This window comes from Marinilabiliales bacterium (assembly GCA_007695015.1).
Lineage (GTDB): Bacteria > Bacteroidota > Bacteroidia > Bacteroidales > PUMT01 > PXAP01.
The window spans coordinates 1-21,444 of sequence record REEN01000036.1 but is presented as its reverse complement, the minus strand read 5'-3'; the positions used below and the strand labels follow the sequence as shown (position 1 = coordinate 21,444).

The following is a 21,444-nucleotide window of genomic DNA, read 5'->3' as shown; positions in this document are numbered from 1 at the left end:
CAACAGAAACTATTCCGGGGCGGGTTCAAACACCTTTTTTACTATCTCCATCCCCCGTAAAACCGCCTTTTCATTCAGGGGTATCAGTCCGTGATGCCTCTCGGGAAGCGATTCGGCAATTCCCTTTCTCACATTCTCTATCTTCACCAGTGGCTTTATCTTGAGAAAGCCGCCCAACACTATCATATTGAATATTCTGGCCGACTCCATCCTGGCAGCCTCTTCGGCCGCATCAACACGGTATACCTTTATATCCTTCCTTTCGGGATGCCTTGTTATGCCGTTTCCGTCATACAGGAGCAGTCCCCCGGGCTTGACCGAATCCTCAAACTTGTCCATCGACTGCTGGTTAAGGATTATGGCGGTGTCAAACCTGTTGATTATTGGCGAGCTGATGGGTTCGTCGCTCATGATGACCGTCACATTTGCGGTACCTCCGCGCATCTCGGGCCCGTATGAAGGCATCCAGCTTACCTCCTGATCTTCCATGATACCCGAATAGGCCAGGATCTTGCCCATTGAAAGCACACCCTGTCCCCCGAATCCTGCTATGATGATCTCTTCTGTCATATCTGATGTATTATTCTTTAACAACCAGTTTGCCTTCCAGCTTGATATCGCCGGGAGGATAGAAAGGGAACATATTCTCGGCCATCCATTTGTTTGCTTCTACGGGTGACATTTTCCAGCCCGAATTGCAGTTCGACACTATCTCAACCAGCGACAGCCCTTTCTTCAGCTTCTGGTTCTCGAATGCCTGCCTAATGGCCTTTTTTGCTTTCCTCACACTTGCCGGGGTGTGAACGGTCTGTCTCGTCACATACCAGGTGCCGGGAAGTTGTGCAACCAGCTCGGTCATCTTCATCGGGTTGCCCATCATCTGCACATCCCTGCCATAGGGAGAGGTAGAGGATTTCATGCCCGAAAGGGTGGTAGGCGCCATCTGTCCCCCGGTCATCCCGTATATCCCGTTGTTGATAAAGAATATTGCAATATTCTCACCCCTGTTGCAAGCATGTATTGTCTCTGCAGTACCTATAGCCGCAAGGTCGCCGTCTCCCTGGTAAGTGAACACGTATTTATCGGGCATCAGCCTTTTAATGGCAGTGGCTACTGCCGGCGCCCTGCCGTGTGCCGCTTCCTGCATGTCAATGTCAAGATAGTTGTACATCAACACAGCACATCCAACCGGTGTAACACCTAAGGTATCGGACTGTATATCCATATCTTCGATTACTTCGGCAATCAGCCTGTGTGCAGTTCCATGCCCGCATCCCGGACAGTAGTGCATCACGTTGTCAGTCAAAACACTTGTCTTTTGGTAGACAAGGTTTTCATCCTTTACTATATCTTTTATGCCGGTATTTTCTGCCATAATGATCCTATTTTAAGAAGTTATTACCGAGGGCGTCAACTATCTCTTCCGGAGTCGGTATTATTCCACCCATACGGCCGTAGTGCTCCACCTGAACTTTGCACTCAACAGCCAGCCTCACATCCTCAACCATCTGGCCGGTACTCATCTCAACGGTCAGTATACCCTTTACCTTTCCCGCAAGCTCCATAAGAGGTTTTTTTGGAAAGGGGAACAGAGTAACAGGCCGCAGCAGTCCGGCTTTGATACCCTTCTCCCGGGCGAGGCGGACTGATTTCTGGCAGATCCTGGCGCTTGTGCCGTAAGCAACGAGCAGGTATTCCGCATCTTCTGTTTCGGTATGCTCAAACCGCACCTCTTCCGCCTCCAGCTTCCTGTATTTCTCCTGAAGTTTCAGGTTGAATTTCTCCTGTTCGGCCGAATCAAGGTCCAGCGACGTTATTACGTTTCTTTCCCTGTCAGGTGTCTTTCCGGTAGTGGCCCATTCAGGAAAGGTTTTCATCCTCGGCTTCTGTTCCTGCAGCCATACCTTCTCCATCATCTGTCCCAGTGCACCGTCGGTCAGTATCATTACCGGGTTGCGGTATTTAAATGCAAGCTCGAATCCAAGGTCCACAAAATCGGCCATCTCCTGAACCGACTGCGGGGCAAGCACTATCAACCTGTAATCACCGTGTCCGCCACCCTTGACCGCCTGGAAATAATCGGACTGCGCAGGCTGAATAGTACCCAGTCCGGGTCCTCCCCTTACCACGTTCACTACCACGCACGGAAGCTCCGAACCTGCAATATAAGATAGCCCCTCCTGTTTCAGGCTGATACCGGGGCTCGAGGAGGACGTAAGCACCTTTCTGCCGCAGGCAGCGCCTCCGTAGACCATATTGATGGCTGCCACTTCGCTTTCAGCCTGCAGTACCACCATGCCTGTACGCTCATGTGGTTTCTCGGCCATAAGATATTCGAGTATCTCACTCTGAGGGGTGATCGGATATCCGAAGTATGCGTCGGCTCCCGCACGGATCGCAGCTTCGGCTATTGCCTCATTCCCCTTCATCAGTTTAAGTTCCTTCATGTTGAATATTGAATATGATAATTGGTATTCAGTTTTTGTTCCCGTTTTCAAAGCAGGACAACATATCCCGGAGCAACTTACTTATTATCAGGTATTGACCTTCTTCCTGTAAACGGTGATAACCCCGTCGGGGCAGACTACTGCACAGTTTGTGCAGCCGGTGCATGCATCAGGGTTTTCCATATAGGAAAAATGATAGCCCTTGCTGTTAACCTCACGTGCAAGGCTTATGACGCCGGTAGGGCATGCCAGCACACATATCTCGCAGCCTTTGCACCTCTCCCTGTCAACTTTTATGGAACCTTTTGGTTTAGCCATAGTATCGCTGTGTAATATATTATACTTATTTGTATTATGTTTTTCAAAAATAGGTATTCCGGCCAAAAACACTAATGATTAATATCATTTGACAAATATGCGGATTTTTGGGAAATAAATGCCTAATCACTTCCATAGCGCTCATTAAAGCCCTTAAGTCTCTCCTCAAGGACCGGAAGCTGATCGCGCGATATCTGCGACACGCAAGCACGCAAACCTTCCTTGCGGGTGCTGCCTGTGATCTCAAGCGAAATTGCACTGATCCCGAAACAGAGTAAGTTCTCAAGCAGCTCACCACCCTGCATTCCCGGGTAAGAGACCGTAAAATAGAACCCGTCGCCTACCGGCCTGTCCTCATCCATATCGTAAACAATCCTGAACCCGTTGCCGGTGAACATTTTTTTCATAATAGCAGCCCTCTCCCCATACTCCCGTACATTATCAACAAAATTATAGATGCCGTCGGAGGCAGCCTTAAGCATGGCAGCAAGGCCGTACTGGGACGAATGGTTTGTCCCCGCCGACAATGAGTATAATGAGCCGTAAACCATGGCATAGCCCAGCTTGTCGGATGTAAAGAACCTTTTCAGTCCGGGATACGACCTCCCGAAAAGCGAATCTGATATTACCATAAGTCCGGTTCGCTGGCCTGCATAGCTGAATGCTTTTGAACTTGAAAGCAGAAGTATGTAATTGGGAGTATAGGAAGCAACTGTGGCCTGGTAGGGAGGCTCTCCCGGAACAGATATATCGCTTCTGAAGTCCATTCCGAAATAGGCAAGATCCTCGAGTACTACCGTGTCATATTTATTTGCGAGTTCGCCAATTGTGGCAAGCTCCTTTTCAGAAAAGCATATCCATGCCGGGTTATTGGGATTGGAATACAGAATAGAGCTGATGTTTCCGGCCGACAGGTATGCCTCCAGCTTATTCCTCAGCTTTTCGCCCCTGTAATTGTAAACATCAAAGCATTCGTAATTCAGGCCCAGCACGTTAAGCTGCTGTTTATGCACGGGAAAGCCGGGATCGATCAGCAACACGGTATCCTTGTTGCTGTCAGCTCTCCCCACTGTCATGAATGCAGCCATACTTGCCTGCAGTGATCCGACTGACGGCACACACCCTTCAGGGTCAACATCTATATTCATGAACAGTTTTACAAACCTCGAGGCCTCCTTTTTCAGCACTGACACCCCCTCAATCATGGGGTAACCTGATGCAACACCCTTATCGAGAGCTTCCTTTTCAGCCTCAATACCTATCGGACAGGTATCAAGACCCGGCACCCCCATCTCCATCCTGATGTATTTCACACCGGTGGATGCTTCAAGCTGGTTTACAAGCCGCACAATGTCCCTGATATTCGCCTTGCCCAGGTCAGCCAGGTTGTTTTTTTTGATAAGGTCCGATACCGTTTCGCAGTTTACAGTTACTGATTTCTCCATGTTTTAAGATATTATTAGAGCAAAGATATGCTGTTTTAACCTTGAAAACCGGGATTCCTGCTGCTTAACATACATGATTTTAGTCATGAGAAAACCTGCAGGGGCAGCAACCAGACCGCAGTTATGTATAATTAATCCAGATATATATTGCAAAAGTATTGCTTATTAACGGCCAATATTTTGTTATTTTTCCGTTTTTATAGAGTATCAAAATCTTAAAATGCAAATAGATACTCACTATTGTCATATATAAATATAATGATAGAAACCCTCAAAATTTTTTTGCTATGAGCAGATCACTTGACCGTAGAAATTTCCTGAAACTTTCGGCAGCAGGAGCAGCCGGAAGCATTCTGGCCGGGAGCGGGTCGCTGCATGCCGGTACTTCCACCTTTTCTAAAACCACTGCAACCAATGGGATAATTCACAGGACGCTCGGGCGGACAGGCATGAGCCTTCCGGTGGTGAATCTCGGGGTTATGAGAGTAGACAACCCAAGGATCGTTACCATGGCGCTTGACGGGGGAATGACCCTGCTTGACACGGCACACGGCTACCAGAACGGCAGGAACGAGGAGATGCTGGGACAGCTTCTCGAAAACAGGCCCAGGGACTCTTTCTACCTGGCAACAAAGGTAAGTGCAAGGGGCACAGATATGTCGACCGAAGAGTTTATATCAACCTTTGAAATAAGCCTGGAAAGATTGAAGCTGGATTATGTAGACATACTGTACCTTCATGGCCCCTCTTCACGCGAAGCGGTGCTGCAGGAGGAACATCTGGGAGCACTCATGAAGCTCAGGGAACAGGGCCGCACCAGGTTTATAGGTGTCACAACCCACTCGAACGAACCGGAAGTTATCAGGGCTGCCGTAGAAAGCGGCGAGTATGATGTTGTTTGCCCTGCCTATAACTTCAACATGGGAAATCTCCCGGATCTGAAAGACGCGATTGCCGAAGCTGCCGGGGCCGGACTGGGTGTAATCGTAATGAAAACCATGGCCGGAGCATACTGGGACAGGGAACGCCAGGACCCGATAAATACCAGGGCCGCCCTGAAGTGGGCGCTGCAGAATGAGAATATTCACACCTCAATTCCCGGCGTTACTGCCTTCCAGGAGCTGGAAGACAACTTTGAAGTCATGAAGGATATATCCATGACACCCGGTGAGATTGGCGATCTGAGGCTTGACACTGCAGATACGGGCATGTACTGCCTTGGCTGTGAAAAGTGCACGGCACAATGTCGCCAAAAATTACCTGTGCCCGATATGATGCGATCCTACATGTATGCCTACGGATACAGGGACCTCTCCCTTTCCCGGGCAACAATGGATTCGCTTGACCTGATAGGCCCTGCATGTGAAAGCTGCACTTCCTGCGCGGTAAAATGCACCCAGGGATTCGATGTAGCCGGCAAGATCAAAGATATTGACAGAATACGCCAGGTCCCGTCAGAATTCATAACATAGAGAGATATTGGCACGGTATTTTTGTAACACAGGAAAAACAAAAGATATGAAGACACGTAATTACTTCACCAACAGAAAAACGGTTTTACCGGGAATTATTGCAGTACTGCTTATCCTTTCAGGCTTTTCCGGTCCCCTCAAAGCCGGACCGGACAGGTACTTTCCGGCAATTGACGGCTGGGAAAGGCAGTCCGATATCGATGTATATACACCAGAAACATTGTGGGACATCATAAACGGGGCGGCTGACCTTTTCTATGCATATGACTTCATCGAGCTCTTCTGGGCTGAATATATCAGCACGGAAGACGAAAGCGTGTACATTGTAATGGAAATTTACAGGCAGGGAGGTCCCGTACGCGCATTCGGCGTATACTCACAGGAACGCCCCATGTCACCCGAGCTGGTTGATATCGGGGTGCAGGGGTACAGGGCGCCCGGAGTCCTGCACTTCTTTGTCGGCGATTGCTACGTCAAGATCAGGAGTCATGACCGCTCGGCTGATACAGAGCAGGCAATGAATAAGCTGGCCCGTCATGTTTCAGACATGATCGATCCCGACCCGCAATTTCCCGCAATTGTAACGAGTCTGCCAGAAGAACACAAAGTGGCGTTCTCCGAAGAGTTCATCAACACCAACTTCCTTGGCCACCAGTTCCTGTCGCGTGCATTTGTCAGCACCTATGAGAGAGAGGGAGAGAGGTACAACCTGTTTCTGATTGAGAATGAGACAAAAGAAGAGAGCCGGCAGTTACTTGCCAGCTATTATGAATTCAGCGGACAAGATGCAGATCTGCAGGAGGGTGTACACAGGGTAGCTGACAGGTGGAACGGTGAAGTTGGCATAGTATGGAAAGGCAACCGGCTCTACGGATACTACAATCTTGAAAACAGTGAGCTGCAGGAGAAATATCTGGCCCTTTTCTCAGGGAATTAAAGCAGTTTCAGGAAAAAGCATCAGCTGCAACCTGATATTTAATATTAACCTCATAATATATAACTGAATGCAAAGATCATTTGACCGCAGAAAGTTCCTTAAGCTTTCTGCTGCAGGAGCTGCCGGCGGACTCCTCACAGCTGCCGGTCCCCTGAGGGCAGCCACAACCCATGGTAAGTCCCTGACAGCAGAAAACGGGATAATATACCGGACACTCGGAAAAACCGGAATCAAACTGCCGCTCGTGAACCTTGGCTTCGTGCGTTCCGATAATCCCCGGATCGTCAACCTGGCGCTTGACATGGGCATGACATTGATTGATACCGCCCACGGATACAATAACGGCAGGAACGAAGAGATGCTGGGCCAGGTGCTGAAAAACAGGGACAGGGATTCATATTATATTGCAACAAGACTCAGAGGCGATACCGAAGAACAGATCATGGAGGCGTTCGAAACCAGTCTCGGACGACTGGGACTGGACTATGTTGATATGCTGGGACTTCATGCATCGGCATCGCGCGAGCATACTCTTGATGAAACCAGGCTTAAAGCTTTCTCCAAAATAAAGGAACAGGGTAAAGCCCGGTTCCTTACTGTATCGACTCACTCGAACGAACCCGAGGTGATACGGGCTGTTGCAGACAGCGGTGTATATGATGTGGTCTTTACAGCATATAACTTCCGGATGGAGCATTTCAATGAAATAAATGAAGCCATCGACTATGCTGCTGCTGCAGGAACCGGCATCATTGCAATGAAGACGATGGCAGGTGCATACTGGGACAGGGAAAGGAAGGATCCTATCAATGTAAAGGCGGCTCTAAAATATGTTTTTCAGAATCCCAACATTCACTCTTCCATTCCGGGTATGGATACATTCCAGGAACTTGAGGAAAACTTTGAAGTCAATCATGACATTGGTCTGACCCCTGATGAATTGAGGGATCTCAGGATTGACCAGGCAGATACCGGTATGTTCTGCCTAGGATGTGAAAAGTGTGCGGACCAGTGCATAAGAGACCTGCCTGTCAACGAGATCATGCGTTCCTACATGTATGCCTACGGATACAGTCGAACAGCGCTTGCGCGCGAAACCATGGATAAACTGGAGATAGACGGAGATGCGTGTGCAAATTGCGATTCCTGCAATGTGAAATGCATACAGGGATTTGATGTTGCAGAAAAGATCAGGGATATCGACAGGATCCGTATGGTCCCCCGGGAATTCCTTACAGGGTAATACAATACGGCACCAGCAGGTTCATATTAAAACATCTCCTTCAGGTGAAAAAAAGCGGGTTCATTGCCCGCTTTTTTTTGGCATAAATTATTATCTGCGAGAACAAAATTTTTTTGTACTTTTAGTGATCGTGTCAGAAGACTGAAATAACCATTAAACTTCTTCAGATCATGCAAAAGTTCACAACTTTTTTATTTGCCGGAATTATTTTCTCCCTGCCTTTTTTATTTTTTTCCCAATCTTCCCTTGCAGCCCCGCCCGGAGAATCAGCACCGTGGCATAGCTCAGAAATTTATGAAATGTATGCCGAGGGGACAGCAGGCGGACACGACCACTCAGGCGCCGACCACCATGATGGCGATATGAGCCCGCTTTTCTTTATCATACTAGCCCTTTTTATAGGAACAGCAACCAGGCACTTCCTCAAGAAAAGTCCCCTTCCTTTTACCATCACCCTTTTTGTATTCGGGCTTTTGTTGGGATTTGCCAGCCGTTTCGGCATTTTTGGCATAATCGGCTTCGGATCCTTCCGTATCGATCTCGGTATCCTTGCCCAGTCCGTTAACTGGGCCGGTAACATAGATCCGCACATCATACTGTTTGTGTTCCTGCCGGCACTCCTCTTTGAGGCTGCCTTCGCCCTTGATATTCATACTTTCAAAAAATCGGTAGGAAACGGGTTTATACTTGCCGTACCGGGAATAATAGTGGCCCTTGTCCTTACCGGAGCAACGGCCATGGGAATAAAGGGACTGGGACTCGGACTGCATCACTGGACATGGCCCGTGGCCCTTTTATTTGGCGTTATAGTCTGCGCCACCGACCCTGTGGCCGTTGTATCCATCCTCAAGGAGCTAGGGGCCAGCAAAAAGCTGGGGACCCTTATTGAGAGCGAATCGCTACTGAATGATGGTACAGCCATCGTTATCTTCATGGTGCTCCTGCTTTCAATAACCGGCGCCGGCAGTGACACGCCTGTACTGCTCGAATTCATAAAGGTTGCCCTTGGAGGCACCTTTATCGGGATCCTTATCGGTATTATAGTTATTAACTGGGTAAAGAGGGTTTTCAATGATGCCCTCTTCGAAATAACTGTCATAATCGGTGCCGCTTACCTCTCCTTTTTCGTTGCCGAGGGATTTTTTCATGTATCGGGAATTCTTGCGGTGGTTGCATTCGGGGTAATTATGGCAGGTGCCGGGCGCACCCGCATCAGTCCGGAGGTAGGACACTTCCTCCACGAATTCTGGGAGCTTGCCGCCTTCATAGCCAACACACTGATATTCCTCATCGTTGGCGTTGTCATAGCCCGGAGCATTACCTTTGCCCCTTCCGACCTGCTGATATTGTTGATACTATATTTTGCAACCATTATTATCAGGGCTCTGGTTATAACCGGTTTCTACCCGCTTATGGCCAGGGTTGGTTACGGCCTCTCAAAAAAGGATGGGGTAGTGGTTTGGTGGGGCGGACTAAGGGGTGCCATCTCACTGGCACTGGCGCTTATTGTCGCTTCGGAAATGAGCATAGCCGAAAATATCCGTAACGAGATCCTTTCGCTTACTGCCGGTATGGTGATCCTGTACTCCCTTGTCAATGCCACAACCATAAAAACCCTGGTTGAGAAACTGGGACTCACACGCGTTGGCTCGGCAAAACTTGCCATGGTGGAGAGTGCCAAAAGATATATCCACAGAAGTACGGAAAATGCAATAGAAAAACTTAAAGAAGACAGGTTTATGAGTGGTGCAAACTGGAATGCCGTTAAAGAGTACCTGCCTGAAAAACCTGATGATCAGGAAGCAGAAGATGAACAGAAGGAGTTACAGCTGGAAGCAATATCAGAAACCAGGAAACGGCTCCTTCAGAAAGAGAAGGCAAGCTACTGGCGGCAGTTCAGTGAGGGACTCCTGGGCCCCGCCGCTGTACAGCAGCTTTCTGATGATATTGACGTTCTGCTTGATGCCGGAGGCAATATATCCCTCTCACAGAGAAAGGACCTTGAGCAGTTCTGGAAAACGCCCAGGTACATGAACATTATGCAGTCCATTCCTGTGGTTGGAAGAATTGCCGAACGCTTTTTCTTCGAAAGGCTGGCAGTCAGTTATGACTCCGCCAGGGGATTTGTGACGGCCCAGGAAGAGGTTGAGAAGTTGGTGGCAAGCCTTCATATGTCGGTCAGCTCCGATGCCGGCGATGACAGCAAGGAAGCACGCAACCTGACCATCATTGAAGACGAAATAGCCGAAAACCGCATTCAGGGTCTTACATTCCTGAGAAACCTCAAAGAGGCTTTCCCTGAGATCTATAATGCCATCGAAACAAGGCAGGCGATCAGATCGACCCTGAACCACCAGCGAAACACCGTAAAAAGGCTTCTCAAGGGCGGCAGAATAGAGCCGGACGAGGCAGCCAAGATGCTTGGCGGCATTGAAGCCCAGATGAAATCACTCATTGACCGGCCGCCGCAGTATAAAGCTCCCGAAGCGATGAAAATGCTTAATGAGGCTGAATGGCTCAAGGGGCTGGAGCCTGAAGTATTCAATAAGGTTGTTGCATCCTTTACAACAAGGGTGTTCTCGGTAGGCGAAAAGCTTTCAAAGCAGGACAAATCAGGCGAAGGCCTGTTTGTCATACTCAGGGGAAATGTAATAGTTGAGATGGGCAATTCGGTAATCGACATCCTCGGCCCGGGCACCGTTATAGGCGAAATGGCTCCACTTATGGGTGTTTCCCGCACTGCCACCGTCACTGCCGAACAGCCGGTGACTGCCCTGAAGCTTCCTGTCAAAATGATGGAGAAGCTCATGAAGGAGTCACCCGAGCTGGAGCTGAGGTTATGGAAGATAGCCGGCAGCCGTTTTGTTGAAAACTACCTGGCTAAAATGGAGCCCTACAACAAGTGGAGGCGAAACAAGCTGAAAAAATGGATATCCACAGGAGAGGTGATTTTCCCGGGCGACGAAGAAAGCGTCACCATTAAAGATAAGACAGGCATACTTATGCAGGGTCATGTGTATGTAACAAGCAGGGAAAAACCTATCGATGCCCCAGCCATGCTTTATGCTCCGGTGGTCAAGGTCAAGGACCATGCGAAGATCTACATCTGCCCCCCCTACCAGGATAAAGAGGGCAGGAAAGATTCAGGTGCCACAGAAACCAATCAATAGGTTATGACGGGGCAGAGCCCCGGGTGTCAGGTAGTTTTATTTATACTTATACGTGCATCCACCGCTATCACCCGGTCGGGAGTGCCGAGAAGTGGGTTCAGATCCATTTCAGCTATTTCGGGGGCGGCCTGCACCAGTGCAGAAAGCCTGACCAGTATATCGGCAAACATGCCGGTGTTTACCCCTTTCAGGCCCCTTGTGCCCTCAAGAACAGCTTTTCCCCTGATCCGACCGATAATATCAAGCGCCTCTTCCTGGTGCAATGGCGCCAGTCCCCCGGCAACATCGCTGAAAACCTCGACAAAAATTCCACCAAGTCCTCCAAGCACCAAATGCCCGAACGGGGGCTCTTGCTTGACACCGGCAAATATTTCGGTGCCTGACAACATAGGCTGTATCATGACCGCCACAGCACCCTCAATTGACATCAGTCTGCCGAATTCATGCCTGACCCGGTCTTCATCTTCAATATTCAGCACAACACCACCGGCATCCGATTTGTGCAGGGGTCCTACCACCTTCATCACGACAGGGTATCCGAACAACCCCGCCCTGTAAACGGCATCTCCGGGATCATTTGTCACGGCTTCTGCAACCCTTGGGATCCCCGCTGCATCAAGCAGCCTGTTGATCTCTCCCGGTTCAAGGTATCCTGCAGGATTACTCTCCACAACCTCTCTGATCGTTGCGTTATCCAGGGCCGGCAATGTAACGGTTGCCGGGACAGGATGCGGCGTCGAAGAAACGATGTTAAGCGCCTGCCCCAGCGCCACTTCATCCCTGAAACAGAAACGTCCCCGTTCAGTAAAGGCCCTGATCTCCTCTGCTGCATTTATTACAGAAGGCAGTACAGGATATATCGGTTTACTGCAGCTATCCATCTTTTCATGAAGCAGGTCATACACATCAAACACGGGTGCCAGACCGGGACTCCCGAAAATAACCGCCATTGCATCGATATTGTCAAACTTCTCCTCACAATGGTCAATGATATGGCCGAGCTGTTCAGCGTTTCCCGTGGCAAGAAAATCGATGGGATTGGCAACCGAGGATCCGGGATACAACATGGAGAGCAGCTCCCGGCTGTGCTCCCCCTCGATAGGCGGCACCTCAAGTCCGCCCTCCGAAAGGGTGTCGGTAAGCATAACCGCCGAACCTCCGGCATGTGTTATTATGGCGTACCTGTTACCTGCCGGCGGACTGTGCATGAATACCCCTGCTACGTTAATAAGCTCCTGCCTGCTGCGGCACCTCACAATCCCCGCCTTGCGGAACAGCGCACTTACTGCCGCATCAGAACCTGCAAGAGCTCCGGTATGCGAAGTAGCAGCCCTGCTGCCCGCTTCCGATGATCCCGATTTTATTGCGGCAATCCTGCATCCCTTGCTGATAAGCGATGAAGCATGCCTGAGCAGCATATCGGGTTTCTTCACGCTCTCCATATAGAGCAGCTTGATCCTGGAGCTTGAACGCCTGTCGAAAGTCTCATCCAGATACTTCACCACCTCCTCCACACCGGTCTGGGCGCTGTTACCTACCGACCAGACCGACGCGAAGGAAAGTCCAACATCATAACCTGCCTCCATCGTATAGACCGCCACTGCGCCAGATCCTGAAACAAAGTCCACCCCCCCCTCATGCAGCCGGGGGACCGGAGTGGTAAAGACACTTGCATGCCTGCCGTTCATCATACCGATGCAGTTGGGACCGATAAGGCATGCACCTGCTGAGTTGATCACCTCCACTATCTTCCTTTCCATCTCTGCTCCCTCCGCACTCTCTTCAGAGAAACCGGCAGAAAGTATTATGAATGCTTTTGTGCTCTTCTTTTTTGCCAGCAGCTCTATCGCAGGCAGGCAGTGACGGGCGGCAACGGCCAGAATTGCAAGGTCGGCCCCGGGGAGGTCCTCCATATTCCTGTAGCTTTTAACACCCTGCACAGTATCTTCTTTGGGATTGGCAACAAAGAGGTCGCCTGTATACCCGTTGTCAATTATATTCTTTACTACCTTGCCCCCTGGTTTCCTGACATCATTGGAGCCACCCACGACGACTATGCTGCGCGGATCAGTGAGATGTTTGTTGATCATACCGTTTCTTTTTTACAATTACTGTTTTACTGGTTATATTATGTAATCTTTTACCTGTGACACAGGACCCTGTAGGGGCAATACCTGCAAATACTCCTTTCACCGGCCTGCCTGAAGGGCGTTCCCTCATCAAAGATCTCCTCCAGCAGAAGCGTCATGTTCTCTTCAAAAGGGCCCATATACTCCCTGAAATCGTTCACCGGCCGTGGCGGACTCCTGTCAGGCTTCTCTCCTATCACCATCTCTTCATCAGAGAACAACTTTTTGACCTGGTAAATGAGAGGCCTTACAGGTCCGCCTCCCCCCTGCCTTATATAGAGCCAGGAATAGAAGAAGGTCTGGAACACCGCCTTTTTCCTTTTCGGATCCTCCCGTTCAAAAAGGGACTCCATGGTCCGGTATATCGCGTCGTCACCACCTGTCTTGTAGTCGGCAACCCTTGTCACACCCTGTGAGCGGTCAATACGGTCAATTATGCCTCCCGTGGCGATCTCCGTTTCACCCTGTCCTCCGGAAAGAGATATATTATTACGGTACCTCTGTTCCAGTGCGACAATTTCGAAAGGTGCCTCCCTCCTGTCCCTTTCCAGAATCTGTCTCAGATATGATGCAAGCACTCCCCCGGCTATCCTTGCCAGTCCGTCAGTCTCCGGCAACGGGTAACCAGGTTCATCTCCGCCGGGGTCAAGGAAAGCCCGCTCGACACAATTCTCTGTAATGCCGCTTTTTCCTGTCATCCGGTCAATATCATCAACTGTCACCATTTTCCCGGCCAGCGGCTCATACAGGAAAAAGGCCGCCCTGTGCAGAAGGCTGCCGAAGGCCGCCATATCGATCCCGCCCGTCATCTTCTCCGGCTCCTGCAGTCGCGCAATATACCTGAAATAAAACCTCATGGAGCAATCCATGTAGCTGTTCAGGGCATTGGCGGACAGGTATCCCTGTGATCTGCCGGCACCGGCAATCTCACGGAGCCTCTCCATGATGTCGGGGGACTTCTCAATCAGAACCGGGCGCTGGTCAGGGGGACTGAGGCTGAACACAAGGTTCCTTTGCCGGACTTTGAAAAGACCCGAGTATTGTAGCTGATGGATGTACCTGCTCACCTCCCCGGTGTATAACCCGTCGCTGCGTGTATTGTAAACAAGAGTAACCTTATTTGCCCTGTGCAGCAGCCTGTAAAAATAGTAGGAATAGACGGCCTCGTGCTGTTCATGGCGCGGCAGCCGGTATGCCGCCCTCAGTGTATAGGGTATGAACGAGGGGGCAGGCATCACAGAAGGGAACACGCCCTCATTCATCGACAGCCACAGCACATTCTCAAAATCAAGTCCCCTGGTCTCCAGCACCCCCATAACCTGTAGCCCGCCCAGCGGCTCACCGTGAAACGGTATCCTGACCGATGAGAGCACCCTCTTTAGTAGCTTCACCATGGTCGCTGAACCGATTGCCGTACCTGCGCCGGCAACGGTATCCCTCAGCCGTCGCAGTGCAGTGCACATACTGCTCAGGAATTCCCTTCCGGGGATGACAACGTCACTCTTTTCAGGCAATCCATCGTCATCACCTTCTCCGTTGCCGGGTGAACGCAGCCTCTCCATGTATTCGAGGATCTCCAGCAGGTAATGCAGCAATTCCATGCCGCCGTCAGCTTTTCTGAATACAAGCCGCCCCATCTCACCCCGCCCTGCAATCCGGCTTTCAACGCGCAGCATATTATTTTTCCTGATGGCGCTTACAAGCTGCATGGCCTCCTCCCTCGCCTCTGCAGGGTATTCGGGGTGACGCAGCAGTGAGATCACCTCCCTCCCCGGAAATGTGAGTTTTCCTTTGCTGCCGGTGTGTGACGCCAGCTGCATATCGGCCAGAAGCATGGCAAAACCGAACAGGCTTGTCTCCTTCAGCGGGTATCCCATGGTAATGTTGACGCTGCCCGCCTCATCAGGCAGAGACGACAGCACGGGCATCAGAAGGCTTTCGTCGGGAAGTATGATGGCCGACTTCAACGGGTCATCGCCGGCACCCGGATCAAGTCCCGCCTCTTCCATTATCTTGGCCTGCCCGGTATTGGAGGGAACTGCAACTATGTCGATATCAGGCGGGGTAACTGACAGGTTTCCGGTATCCCCTTCATATCCGTCATGAGGATACCGCCTGATGTTTTCCCTCATAAAAAGACCCGCCTGGTGCAATCCGTCATTTGTGTAGTATTCGTCGTAATCCCAGAAGAACTCCACCCTCCCTTCCTTCTTCAGATGGTCAAAAAGCCTCTTCTCACACTCGTTAAGGGCGTTGAAGCCGGCAACAAAATATTTTACGGCACCGGTGCCGGGCAGTTTGTCATCCTCCACCAGTCCCGCCACATGCCTGAAGATCATACCCTCATAGGCCATGCCTTCGCCGGAAAGAAGTTCCCTGTATTTCATATATATATTATACAGCGCCTCCCATATCCAGAGGAACTCCTTCTGATGCCCGGAGGGGGATCCCTGGTTGAAACTGCCCCAGAACTGCCTGACCAGTTCAACCTGCTCAGGCGACATGAAATCAAAGTGGTTTTCAATATCCTTCAGTGCACTGATGTTCATGAACAGCTTATCTGCATCAACAAGGTATTTGTCTGCTTCATCAAAATCCCTTATCATCACCTCCCCCCAGTTGTAAAAACGGTCAAACTCCTCGGTACTGCCGGTAACCGACCTGAAAACATTGTAGAGCTTCAGGTTAAGGGTAATACTGTCTGCTGCCTGCATCCCGCTCAGCTCCCCCATCAGGTCCGATATGGTCATCACCCCCGGCATCCAAAGTGGCCTTTTCACCAGTCCGCCGAGGTAGTTCCTGAAGAAAAGGCCGGCACGCCTTCCGGGAAATATCATGGCACAATCACCCAGTTCTTCACCGTACTTGCCGTACAGGTACTCGGCCACACTTTTCAGAAATGGTTGCATATAGCTCTGTTTTTATCAGGCATCGCTGCCAGCGCCCCTGTAGTATTTCCCCTGCCAGCTGTCCCTCTCCTCCAGCTTCTTTTCAAACATAGCTGCGATCCTGTCATTCCTCACCCCCCACCTTATGCCGCCTGCAATGCTCCGGAGCGGCAGCTCTCCCGCAAACCTCTCGACGATTATGGCAGGGTTAAGTCTTTCAACAAACCCGGCTATGAAATCCAGGTACTCATCCAGTTCGAACAGCCTGAACCTTCCCGGATCCCTGCTGTAAAGCTCCGCTATCGGTGTATTTTTAACTATCTGCAGCTGATGGAACTTAAGGCTGTGCAACGGAAGCTCCGAGAGTACCGGTGCTGATGCCAGCATCTCCTCCCGGGTCTCTCCCGGAAGTCCGAATATCATGTGCCCCCCGGTCTTTATCCCTAAGGCGGAAGTTTTTTTTATGGCTCTCACAGCGGTGGCAAAATCATGTCCCCTGTTAACATCTTTCAGCGTCTGGTCGTTACAGGACTCGATACCGAATTCGGCAACAAAATAGCAGCGAGAAGCCATATCAGCCATAAGATACAGTACATCATCATCAACACAATCGGGCCTGGTGCCCACCACTATTCCCCTGATGCCAGGCACCGACAGGGCCTCGTTCCAGATACGCTCCAGAGTCGCTGTATCGGAGTATGTATTGGTATACGACTGGAAATAGGCAAGGAAGCTTTCTGCCCGCCGGTACCTCCTGGCGTGGAACCTTATACCTGTTTCAATCTGCTCCCTCACGCACTTCCCGGGCAGGCAATACGCCGGCACGAAGGTGGTGCTGTCACAGAAGGTGCATCCGCCGGTGCCCACGGTTCCGTCACGGTTAGGACAGGTAAAGCCGGCATTTACTGATACCTTCTGGACCCTCCCGCCAAACTCTCTTTTGAAGTAGTCCGCCAGCGAGTTGAACCTTCGCCTGCTGCCCCATGCGTATGTCTGTTCACCTTTGATCATCAGCCGGTTTTTACTTCAACGATTTTTCCCTTACCCGTATACCAGAGAAATCCCCTGACCCTGTCATACCCCATACTCTCAATATCCCTGATATAGCCGCGCATCTGCGCGCCGTGCTGCTCAGACTCCCCGGCGCCCGATTTGTAGTCCACCACCACAACCTCTCTGTCCCTTATCATGACCCTGTCGGGTCTTCGTGTCATGCCGCCCGGAAGGAGCACCGACGCCTCGTTCATCACCTTCCAGCTCCCGTCAAACCAGGAAGCTGCACCGCTCTTTTCAATAAGAGATGCAATGCCGGCCGATAACCTTTCAGCCCGGTCTGAGCTGAGGCGTCCCTCAAAACACCGTTTCATCACGGCCCGTTCAATATCTCCCGCCACCACAATATCGGCGAAGATATCGTGTATAAGTCTTCCCAGCACTGCCGGGTCGTCGCTGTCGGCGACAGAGGCAGCCCGGGGTGTCCCTGCAAGACGCAGGCCCGGCTTGTTAACCACATCATGCACACGGTATCTTTCTGCAACAAGTGCCTCCCCGGGGCGATCCTTCGCGGAAGGCTCGACGGTCAGCTTCGATCCGCAGCTGTAGACGGCACCCGAGGTATCCCACTGTCCGGGCATCCCGGCACCGCCATCCTGCTCCTGCACCTTTGTACTGTCAGGTATTTCCACCGGCTCCTTCCCCTGGAACTTCACACTGCCGGTATTTTCCACCGGTTCCATCCCGCCACTTCCTGCCCCCCTCGGTTTCTGCCGCAAAACAAAATAGAGCAAATCCGACACGCTCTTTATATCACCACTTTCAATCCGTTTTTCTCCTGGCAGGGGAGCATGCACGTACAGCTCGTCGGCCGCACGGGTGAGCGCCACATACAGGAGGTTCAGGTTATCTACGAACACCTGCATCTTCTCACTGAAATAATCGGCAGCAAAAATGCTGCCAGCCAGGTCGGACCTGTATCTTACCGGCACCAGCGGCAACCCGTCAAACGGTTGCACACGTGGTCTGCACCACAGGAAATTGTCAAACAACGTATTATGATCAGTGAGCCAGTCCCCGAAAGGCACCACTACAACCCTGAACTGCAGTCCCTTCGACTTATGGATGGTCATGATGCGTACGGCATCCTGGTTATCGTTACTGCTCACCGCAAGCCTTGCCCCATTTTCCTCCCACCACTGCGCGAAAGCGGCCGGACTGCCGGATTCCCTCCGGGAATAGTCGACCACGGCATCCTGGAATGCCATCAAAAAGGGAATCTCCCTCTCCCTCCTGTCAAGACCGAAACAACTGATAAGCTGCTCAACGAGTTCATAGATGGAGAGTCTGCCGAGCTCAGCAAGTCCCCCGGTGAACCCGGGCGGCATTAGCCTGTCCCATCCCTCGTCCAGGTAGTTGTCCTGAAGCCCGAACAGCAGGTGGTCGTTGCCATACCCTGCAGGGGCCTGCTCCAGGTACCTGCAATATTCGTTTATAATGACAGCCCTGTCAAGCTTTTCCGACGGATCGGCAATATACCGTATCAGTGCAAGCAGGAGACGCACCGACACCGATTCGTTAAGAAGCAGGAACTCCTCCGATATGAAGGCAAGGCTGCTCCCTCCTTCCCTGTGCGACGCCTGCCATTCCAGCAGCATGCTGGCTATCTCGTTGCCATCGCGGTTGTTCCTGACCAGGATGGCGATATCTCTCAGATCAAAACCCCTTGACAATATATCCAGGAGCATTCCGGGAAGCCGGCTGAGCACCTCCTCCCTAAAGCTACCGGCGCTGTTGTCGCCAAAGGTTACCTGCACGTAACCCCCTTCACGGTCAGCCCTTTCGGGGACCATCTGAGCATGGCCGGCGTAAGCGTTCCTGATCTGCTCCTGCAGGGCGGCAGTTTCCGTTTCGCCGAATCCTGCAACGGCACATTCCCTGCCCAGCTGATCTGTCATGAGCCGGGGAGCATCGCCGAAGAGGGCATTATTGAAACCGGTTACCATCCTCCTGCTGCGCCAGTTGTAACCAAGGGTCTCGACAAGGCAGCCATGCCTTCCCGCGGCCTCTTCGACCTCCGAAGCCAGTATGTTCCAGTCGCTGTTCCTCCACCTGTAAATGGACTGCTTGACATCACCCACCAGTATGTTGCGCTGCCCCTTTCCAAGGCTTTCTATTATCAGCGGTATGAAGTTCTGCCATTGCACCCTTGAGGTATCCTGGAACTCGTCAATCATATAGTTCCTGTAGAACCACCCGGTCTTCTCATATATGAAAGGAGCCTCATTGCTCCCGATAATTCCCCGAAGCAGTGAGGCTATCTCCGTCAGGAGCATGGTATTGGTGGCGGCTGCATCCTCACGAACGCGCAGGGCGATGTCGTTCAGTATGCCCAGCGTATAGAAGCTGGAGAGTATATGTCTTGCCGAGACCCATAGCGGGTGCCCGTTACTGTACAGATCAAGAGCTTCATCGAGCACCTGTTGAAGTCCACCCTCCACCAGCGCCCCTATCTCCTCACTCTTAGGCGAGTTCTTCGCGAACCAGTCCCCTACCCCGCTAACCCCGGCCACCCTCTTACCGGGTGCATACTCCTTCTTAACGGCTATCTTTTCAAAATAGCCGGCCACCCCGCTGCTTCCGTACTTGAAATCACCCACCTCCAGTCCCCTACCCCCTATCATATCAAGCCCTTTCCTGCCTGCTTCTTCCATTTTCTTTTCGTAGCGGGCAGCCACGGCATGAAGTTGTCCCATGTATTCACCAAGGAATGAGCGATCGGACAGCCTGCCGGTCATCTCGCCCCTCATCTGCATGAACTCCTCGCTGAATACCTGCCGGCCCAGCCGGCCCAGCTCCTGCCTGAAATTCCACGACCTCCCCTCCCGTATCCTGCTTTCGGCAAAATCCATCAGCCATCCCTGCAGCTCGTCATCAGCGGCGCAATCAGCTATTATCATATCCAGGACCCGGTCGAGCACCCTGCTGTTATCAAGTTCGAGGTCGAAAGCGGACTGCAGTCCGGCCTCCCTTGCAAATCCCCTTATTATCCGCTGGAAAAAACTGTCTATTGTCCCCACCGAAAACCTTGAGTAGTTCTGCAGAATGGAGTTCAGTATCTCTCCTGCCCTGCGCCTTACTGCCTGCTCGTCAGTGCCCAGATGCCCGGCAAGCATTTCCAGGTAGTCGCTTTCAGCTCCCGCGGCAAGCCGGTGAAGCACATAAATGATCCTCGATTTCATCTCGGCGGTGGCCTTGTTGGTAAAGGTAACGGCCAGGATGTGCCTGAAATCGCCCGCAAAGGCAAGCTTCATATACTCGCCGGTAAGCCTGTGCGTTTTACCGGAGCCGGCTGAAGCTTTGTAGACTATGAGATTGTTCATAAGGAACTGTATGGTAACCTGTCTGCCGGTGGAAAAGCTGCCGGTTTGCAGAGTGCATTGTGCAACCTCTGTATCATTGACGAAATTAGGAAAAAAAACCATGACCTCAAGCTGCGGTTTATCATGCGGATGTGTGCCCTGCATAATTTTTGACTCTTCCCAAACGGAACGGCCGTATGTTCAGCGCAAAAGACGGCCGGCTGTGAAGTGTCGCAGGAAAATGATAATTTTGTTCCCGGCAGCAACTTCTTTCGGCACCGGAGACCCTGTCTGCTGCAGCAGGCTGTCCACGGCAAAGGAAAAACCCTATAAAAGGATGATCATGCAAACCGGTAACGACAAAAACAGGCAGGATAAAGGTGCAGGCTGCCCTCTTTGCGGTTCTGCTTCCTCATTCCTTTTGCACTTCAGGGATACCGGGTACCGCAGGTGCCATGGCTGCACAGGGGTCTTCATGGAGCCGGCCTGCCGCCCTTCCCCCGAAAGGGAAAAGGAGAGGTATGAAAAGCATAACAATGACATCAATGACCAGGGGTACAGAGCTTTTGTCCGGCCTCTCGTTGAGATGGTTGCCATGCATCACGGTCCGGGTGAACGGGGACTCGATTTCGGGGCTGGTACGGGTCCGGTTGCTGCTGCAATGCTGGTTGAACAGGGTTATGATATTTCGCTGTACGACCCTTTCTTCTGTAACGACCCCGGCAAGCTGGAGGTAAAGTACGATTTTATCATCTGCTGTGAGGTGATGGAGCATTTTCATAACCCCGCCGGCGAATTCAGGCTGCTGAGGTCGCTGCTCAACGAAGGCGGCAATCTCTTCTGTATGAGCGGACTGCTGCTTCCCGGCACCGACTTTGGGAAATGGTGGTACAAGAATGACGAGACTCATGTCTTTTTCTACACTCCTGAAGGCATCACCTGGATCGGTGAAAATTTCTCCTTTCTGCCTGAAATTTACGGCAACAACCTGGTGCGCTTCACAGCGGTCTGAAGACCGGCCCTCAGCAATCCGGGCAGGC

14 protein-coding genes are annotated in these 21,444 nt (G+C 51.4%); 5 read left to right on the top strand and 9 right to left on the bottom strand.

Annotated features, from left to right (window positions below; translation table 11 throughout):
• Positions 1-9: 9 nt before the first annotated feature.
• The 5 genes from EA408_03385 to EA408_03365 form a co-directional block, all read right to left on the bottom strand.
• Complete coding sequence (locus EA408_03385; GenBank protein ID TVR74160.1) at positions 10-570, bottom strand: 2-oxoglutarate ferredoxin oxidoreductase subunit gamma; 561 nt, start codon at positions 568-570, stop codon at positions 10-12.
• A 10-nt stretch (positions 571-580) separates the two neighbouring features.
• The gene (locus tag EA408_03380) at positions 581-1,375 is read right to left on the bottom strand and encodes a 2-oxoglutarate oxidoreductase (protein ID TVR74144.1); all 795 of its coding nucleotides are present in this window, start codon (positions 1,373-1,375) and stop codon (positions 581-583) included.
• A gap of 7 nt (positions 1,376-1,382) precedes the next feature.
• Entirely contained in the window at positions 1,383-2,447 is a 1,065-nt protein-coding gene (gene vorB / locus EA408_03375; GenBank protein TVR74159.1) for a 3-methyl-2-oxobutanoate dehydrogenase subunit VorB, read from the bottom strand.
• Between the two features lie 87 nt (positions 2,448-2,534).
• Positions 2,535-2,765 (bottom strand): 4Fe-4S dicluster domain-containing protein, encoded by a 231-nt coding sequence (locus EA408_03370; protein ID TVR74158.1) that lies wholly within the window; start codon positions 2,763-2,765, stop codon positions 2,535-2,537.
• Positions 2,766-2,887: 122 nt separating this feature from the next.
• Complete coding sequence (locus EA408_03365; GenBank protein TVR74143.1) at positions 2,888-4,210, bottom strand: pyridoxal phosphate-dependent aminotransferase; 1,323 nt, start codon at positions 4,208-4,210, stop codon at positions 2,888-2,890.
• 287 nt (positions 4,211-4,497) lie between these two features.
• On the opposite strand from EA408_03365, the gene EA408_03360 reads away from it, so the two are divergent.
• From EA408_03360 to EA408_03345, 4 genes are all read left to right on the top strand, one after another.
• Positions 4,498-5,682 carry a twin-arginine translocation signal domain-containing protein gene (locus EA408_03360; protein TVR74142.1) on the top strand — a complete coding sequence of 395 codons (1,185 nt, stop codon included), beginning with the start codon at positions 4,498-4,500 and terminating at the stop codon, positions 5,680-5,682.
• A gap of 46 nt (positions 5,683-5,728) precedes the next feature.
• Positions 5,729-6,619, top strand: coding sequence for a hypothetical protein (locus tag EA408_03355; GenBank protein TVR74141.1), 891 nt, complete (start codon positions 5,729-5,731; stop codon positions 6,617-6,619).
• Positions 6,620-6,686: 67 nt separating this feature from the next.
• Complete coding sequence (locus EA408_03350; protein TVR74140.1) at positions 6,687-7,862, top strand: oxidoreductase; 1,176 nt, start codon at positions 6,687-6,689, stop codon at positions 7,860-7,862.
• A 170-nt stretch (positions 7,863-8,032) separates the two neighbouring features.
• A complete protein-coding gene (locus tag EA408_03345; protein TVR74139.1) occupies positions 8,033-11,032 on the top strand; it encodes a hypothetical protein in 3,000 nt (999 codons plus the stop codon).
• A gap of 26 nt (positions 11,033-11,058) precedes the next feature.
• Here EA408_03345 and EA408_03340 read toward each other — a convergent pair whose 3' ends face one another.
• The 4 genes from EA408_03340 to EA408_03325 are packed head-to-tail and all read right to left on the bottom strand — an operon-like array spanning position 11,059 to position 20,569.
• On the bottom strand, positions 11,059-13,122 hold the full coding sequence (locus tag EA408_03340) for a CoA-binding protein (GenBank protein TVR74138.1): 2,064 nt from the start codon (positions 13,120-13,122) through the stop codon (positions 11,059-11,061).
• A 50-nt stretch (positions 13,123-13,172) separates the two neighbouring features.
• Entirely contained in the window at positions 13,173-16,070 is a 2,898-nt protein-coding gene (locus EA408_03335; GenBank protein TVR74137.1) for a PD-(D/E)XK nuclease family protein, read from the bottom strand.
• 15 nt (positions 16,071-16,085) lie between these two features.
• On the bottom strand, positions 16,086-17,060 hold the full coding sequence (locus EA408_03330; GenBank protein TVR74136.1) for a TIGR01212 family radical SAM protein: 975 nt from the start codon (positions 17,058-17,060) through the stop codon (positions 16,086-16,088).
• A complete protein-coding gene (locus EA408_03325) occupies positions 17,060-20,569 on the bottom strand; it encodes a Dna2/Cas4 domain-containing protein (GenBank protein ID TVR74135.1) in 3,510 nt (1,169 codons plus the stop codon). The genes EA408_03330 and EA408_03325 overlap by 1 nt, the downstream gene beginning before the upstream one ends.
• Positions 20,570-20,879: 310 nt before the next feature.
• Between EA408_03325 and EA408_03320 the strand changes: the two genes are divergently transcribed.
• On the top strand, positions 20,880-21,416 hold the full coding sequence (locus tag EA408_03320; GenBank protein ID TVR74157.1) for a class I SAM-dependent methyltransferase: 537 nt from the start codon (positions 20,880-20,882) through the stop codon (positions 21,414-21,416).
• The last annotated feature ends 28 nt before the right edge of the window (positions 21,417-21,444 follow it).

Coding starts and splice junctions, on each gene's coding strand:
- EA408_03365 (TVR74143.1), bottom strand. CDS start 4,210: ATGGAGAAATCAGTAACTGTAAACTGCGAAACGGTATCGGACCTTATC.
- EA408_03325 (TVR74135.1), bottom strand. CDS start 20,569: ATGCAGGGCACACATCCGCATGATAAACCGCAGCTTGAGGTCATGGTT.
- vorB (TVR74159.1), bottom strand. CDS start 2,447: ATGAAGGAACTTAAACTGATGAAGGGGAATGAGGCAATAGCCGAAGCT.
- EA408_03370 (TVR74158.1), bottom strand. CDS start 2,765: ATGGCTAAACCAAAAGGTTCCATAAAAGTTGACAGGGAGAGGTGCAAA.
- EA408_03340 (TVR74138.1), bottom strand. CDS start 13,122: ATGATCAACAAACATCTCACTGATCCGCGCAGCATAGTCGTCGTGGGT.
- EA408_03380 (TVR74144.1), bottom strand. CDS start 1,375: ATGGCAGAAAATACCGGCATAAAAGATATAGTAAAGGATGAAAACCTT.
- EA408_03345 (TVR74139.1), top strand. CDS start 8,033: ATGCAAAAGTTCACAACTTTTTTATTTGCCGGAATTATTTTCTCCCTG.
- EA408_03320 (TVR74157.1), top strand. CDS start 20,880: ATGGAGCCGGCCTGCCGCCCTTCCCCCGAAAGGGAAAAGGAGAGGTAT.
- EA408_03335 (TVR74137.1), bottom strand. CDS start 16,070: ATGCAACCATTTCTGAAAAGTGTGGCCGAGTACCTGTACGGCAAGTAC.
- EA408_03355 (TVR74141.1), top strand. CDS start 5,729: ATGAAGACACGTAATTACTTCACCAACAGAAAAACGGTTTTACCGGGA.
- EA408_03385 (TVR74160.1), bottom strand. CDS start 570: ATGACAGAAGAGATCATCATAGCAGGATTCGGGGGACAGGGTGTGCTT.
- EA408_03350 (TVR74140.1), top strand. CDS start 6,687: ATGCAAAGATCATTTGACCGCAGAAAGTTCCTTAAGCTTTCTGCTGCA.
- EA408_03330 (TVR74136.1), bottom strand. CDS start 17,060: ATGATCAAAGGTGAACAGACATACGCATGGGGCAGCAGGCGAAGGTTC.
- EA408_03360 (TVR74142.1), top strand. CDS start 4,498: ATGAGCAGATCACTTGACCGTAGAAATTTCCTGAAACTTTCGGCAGCA.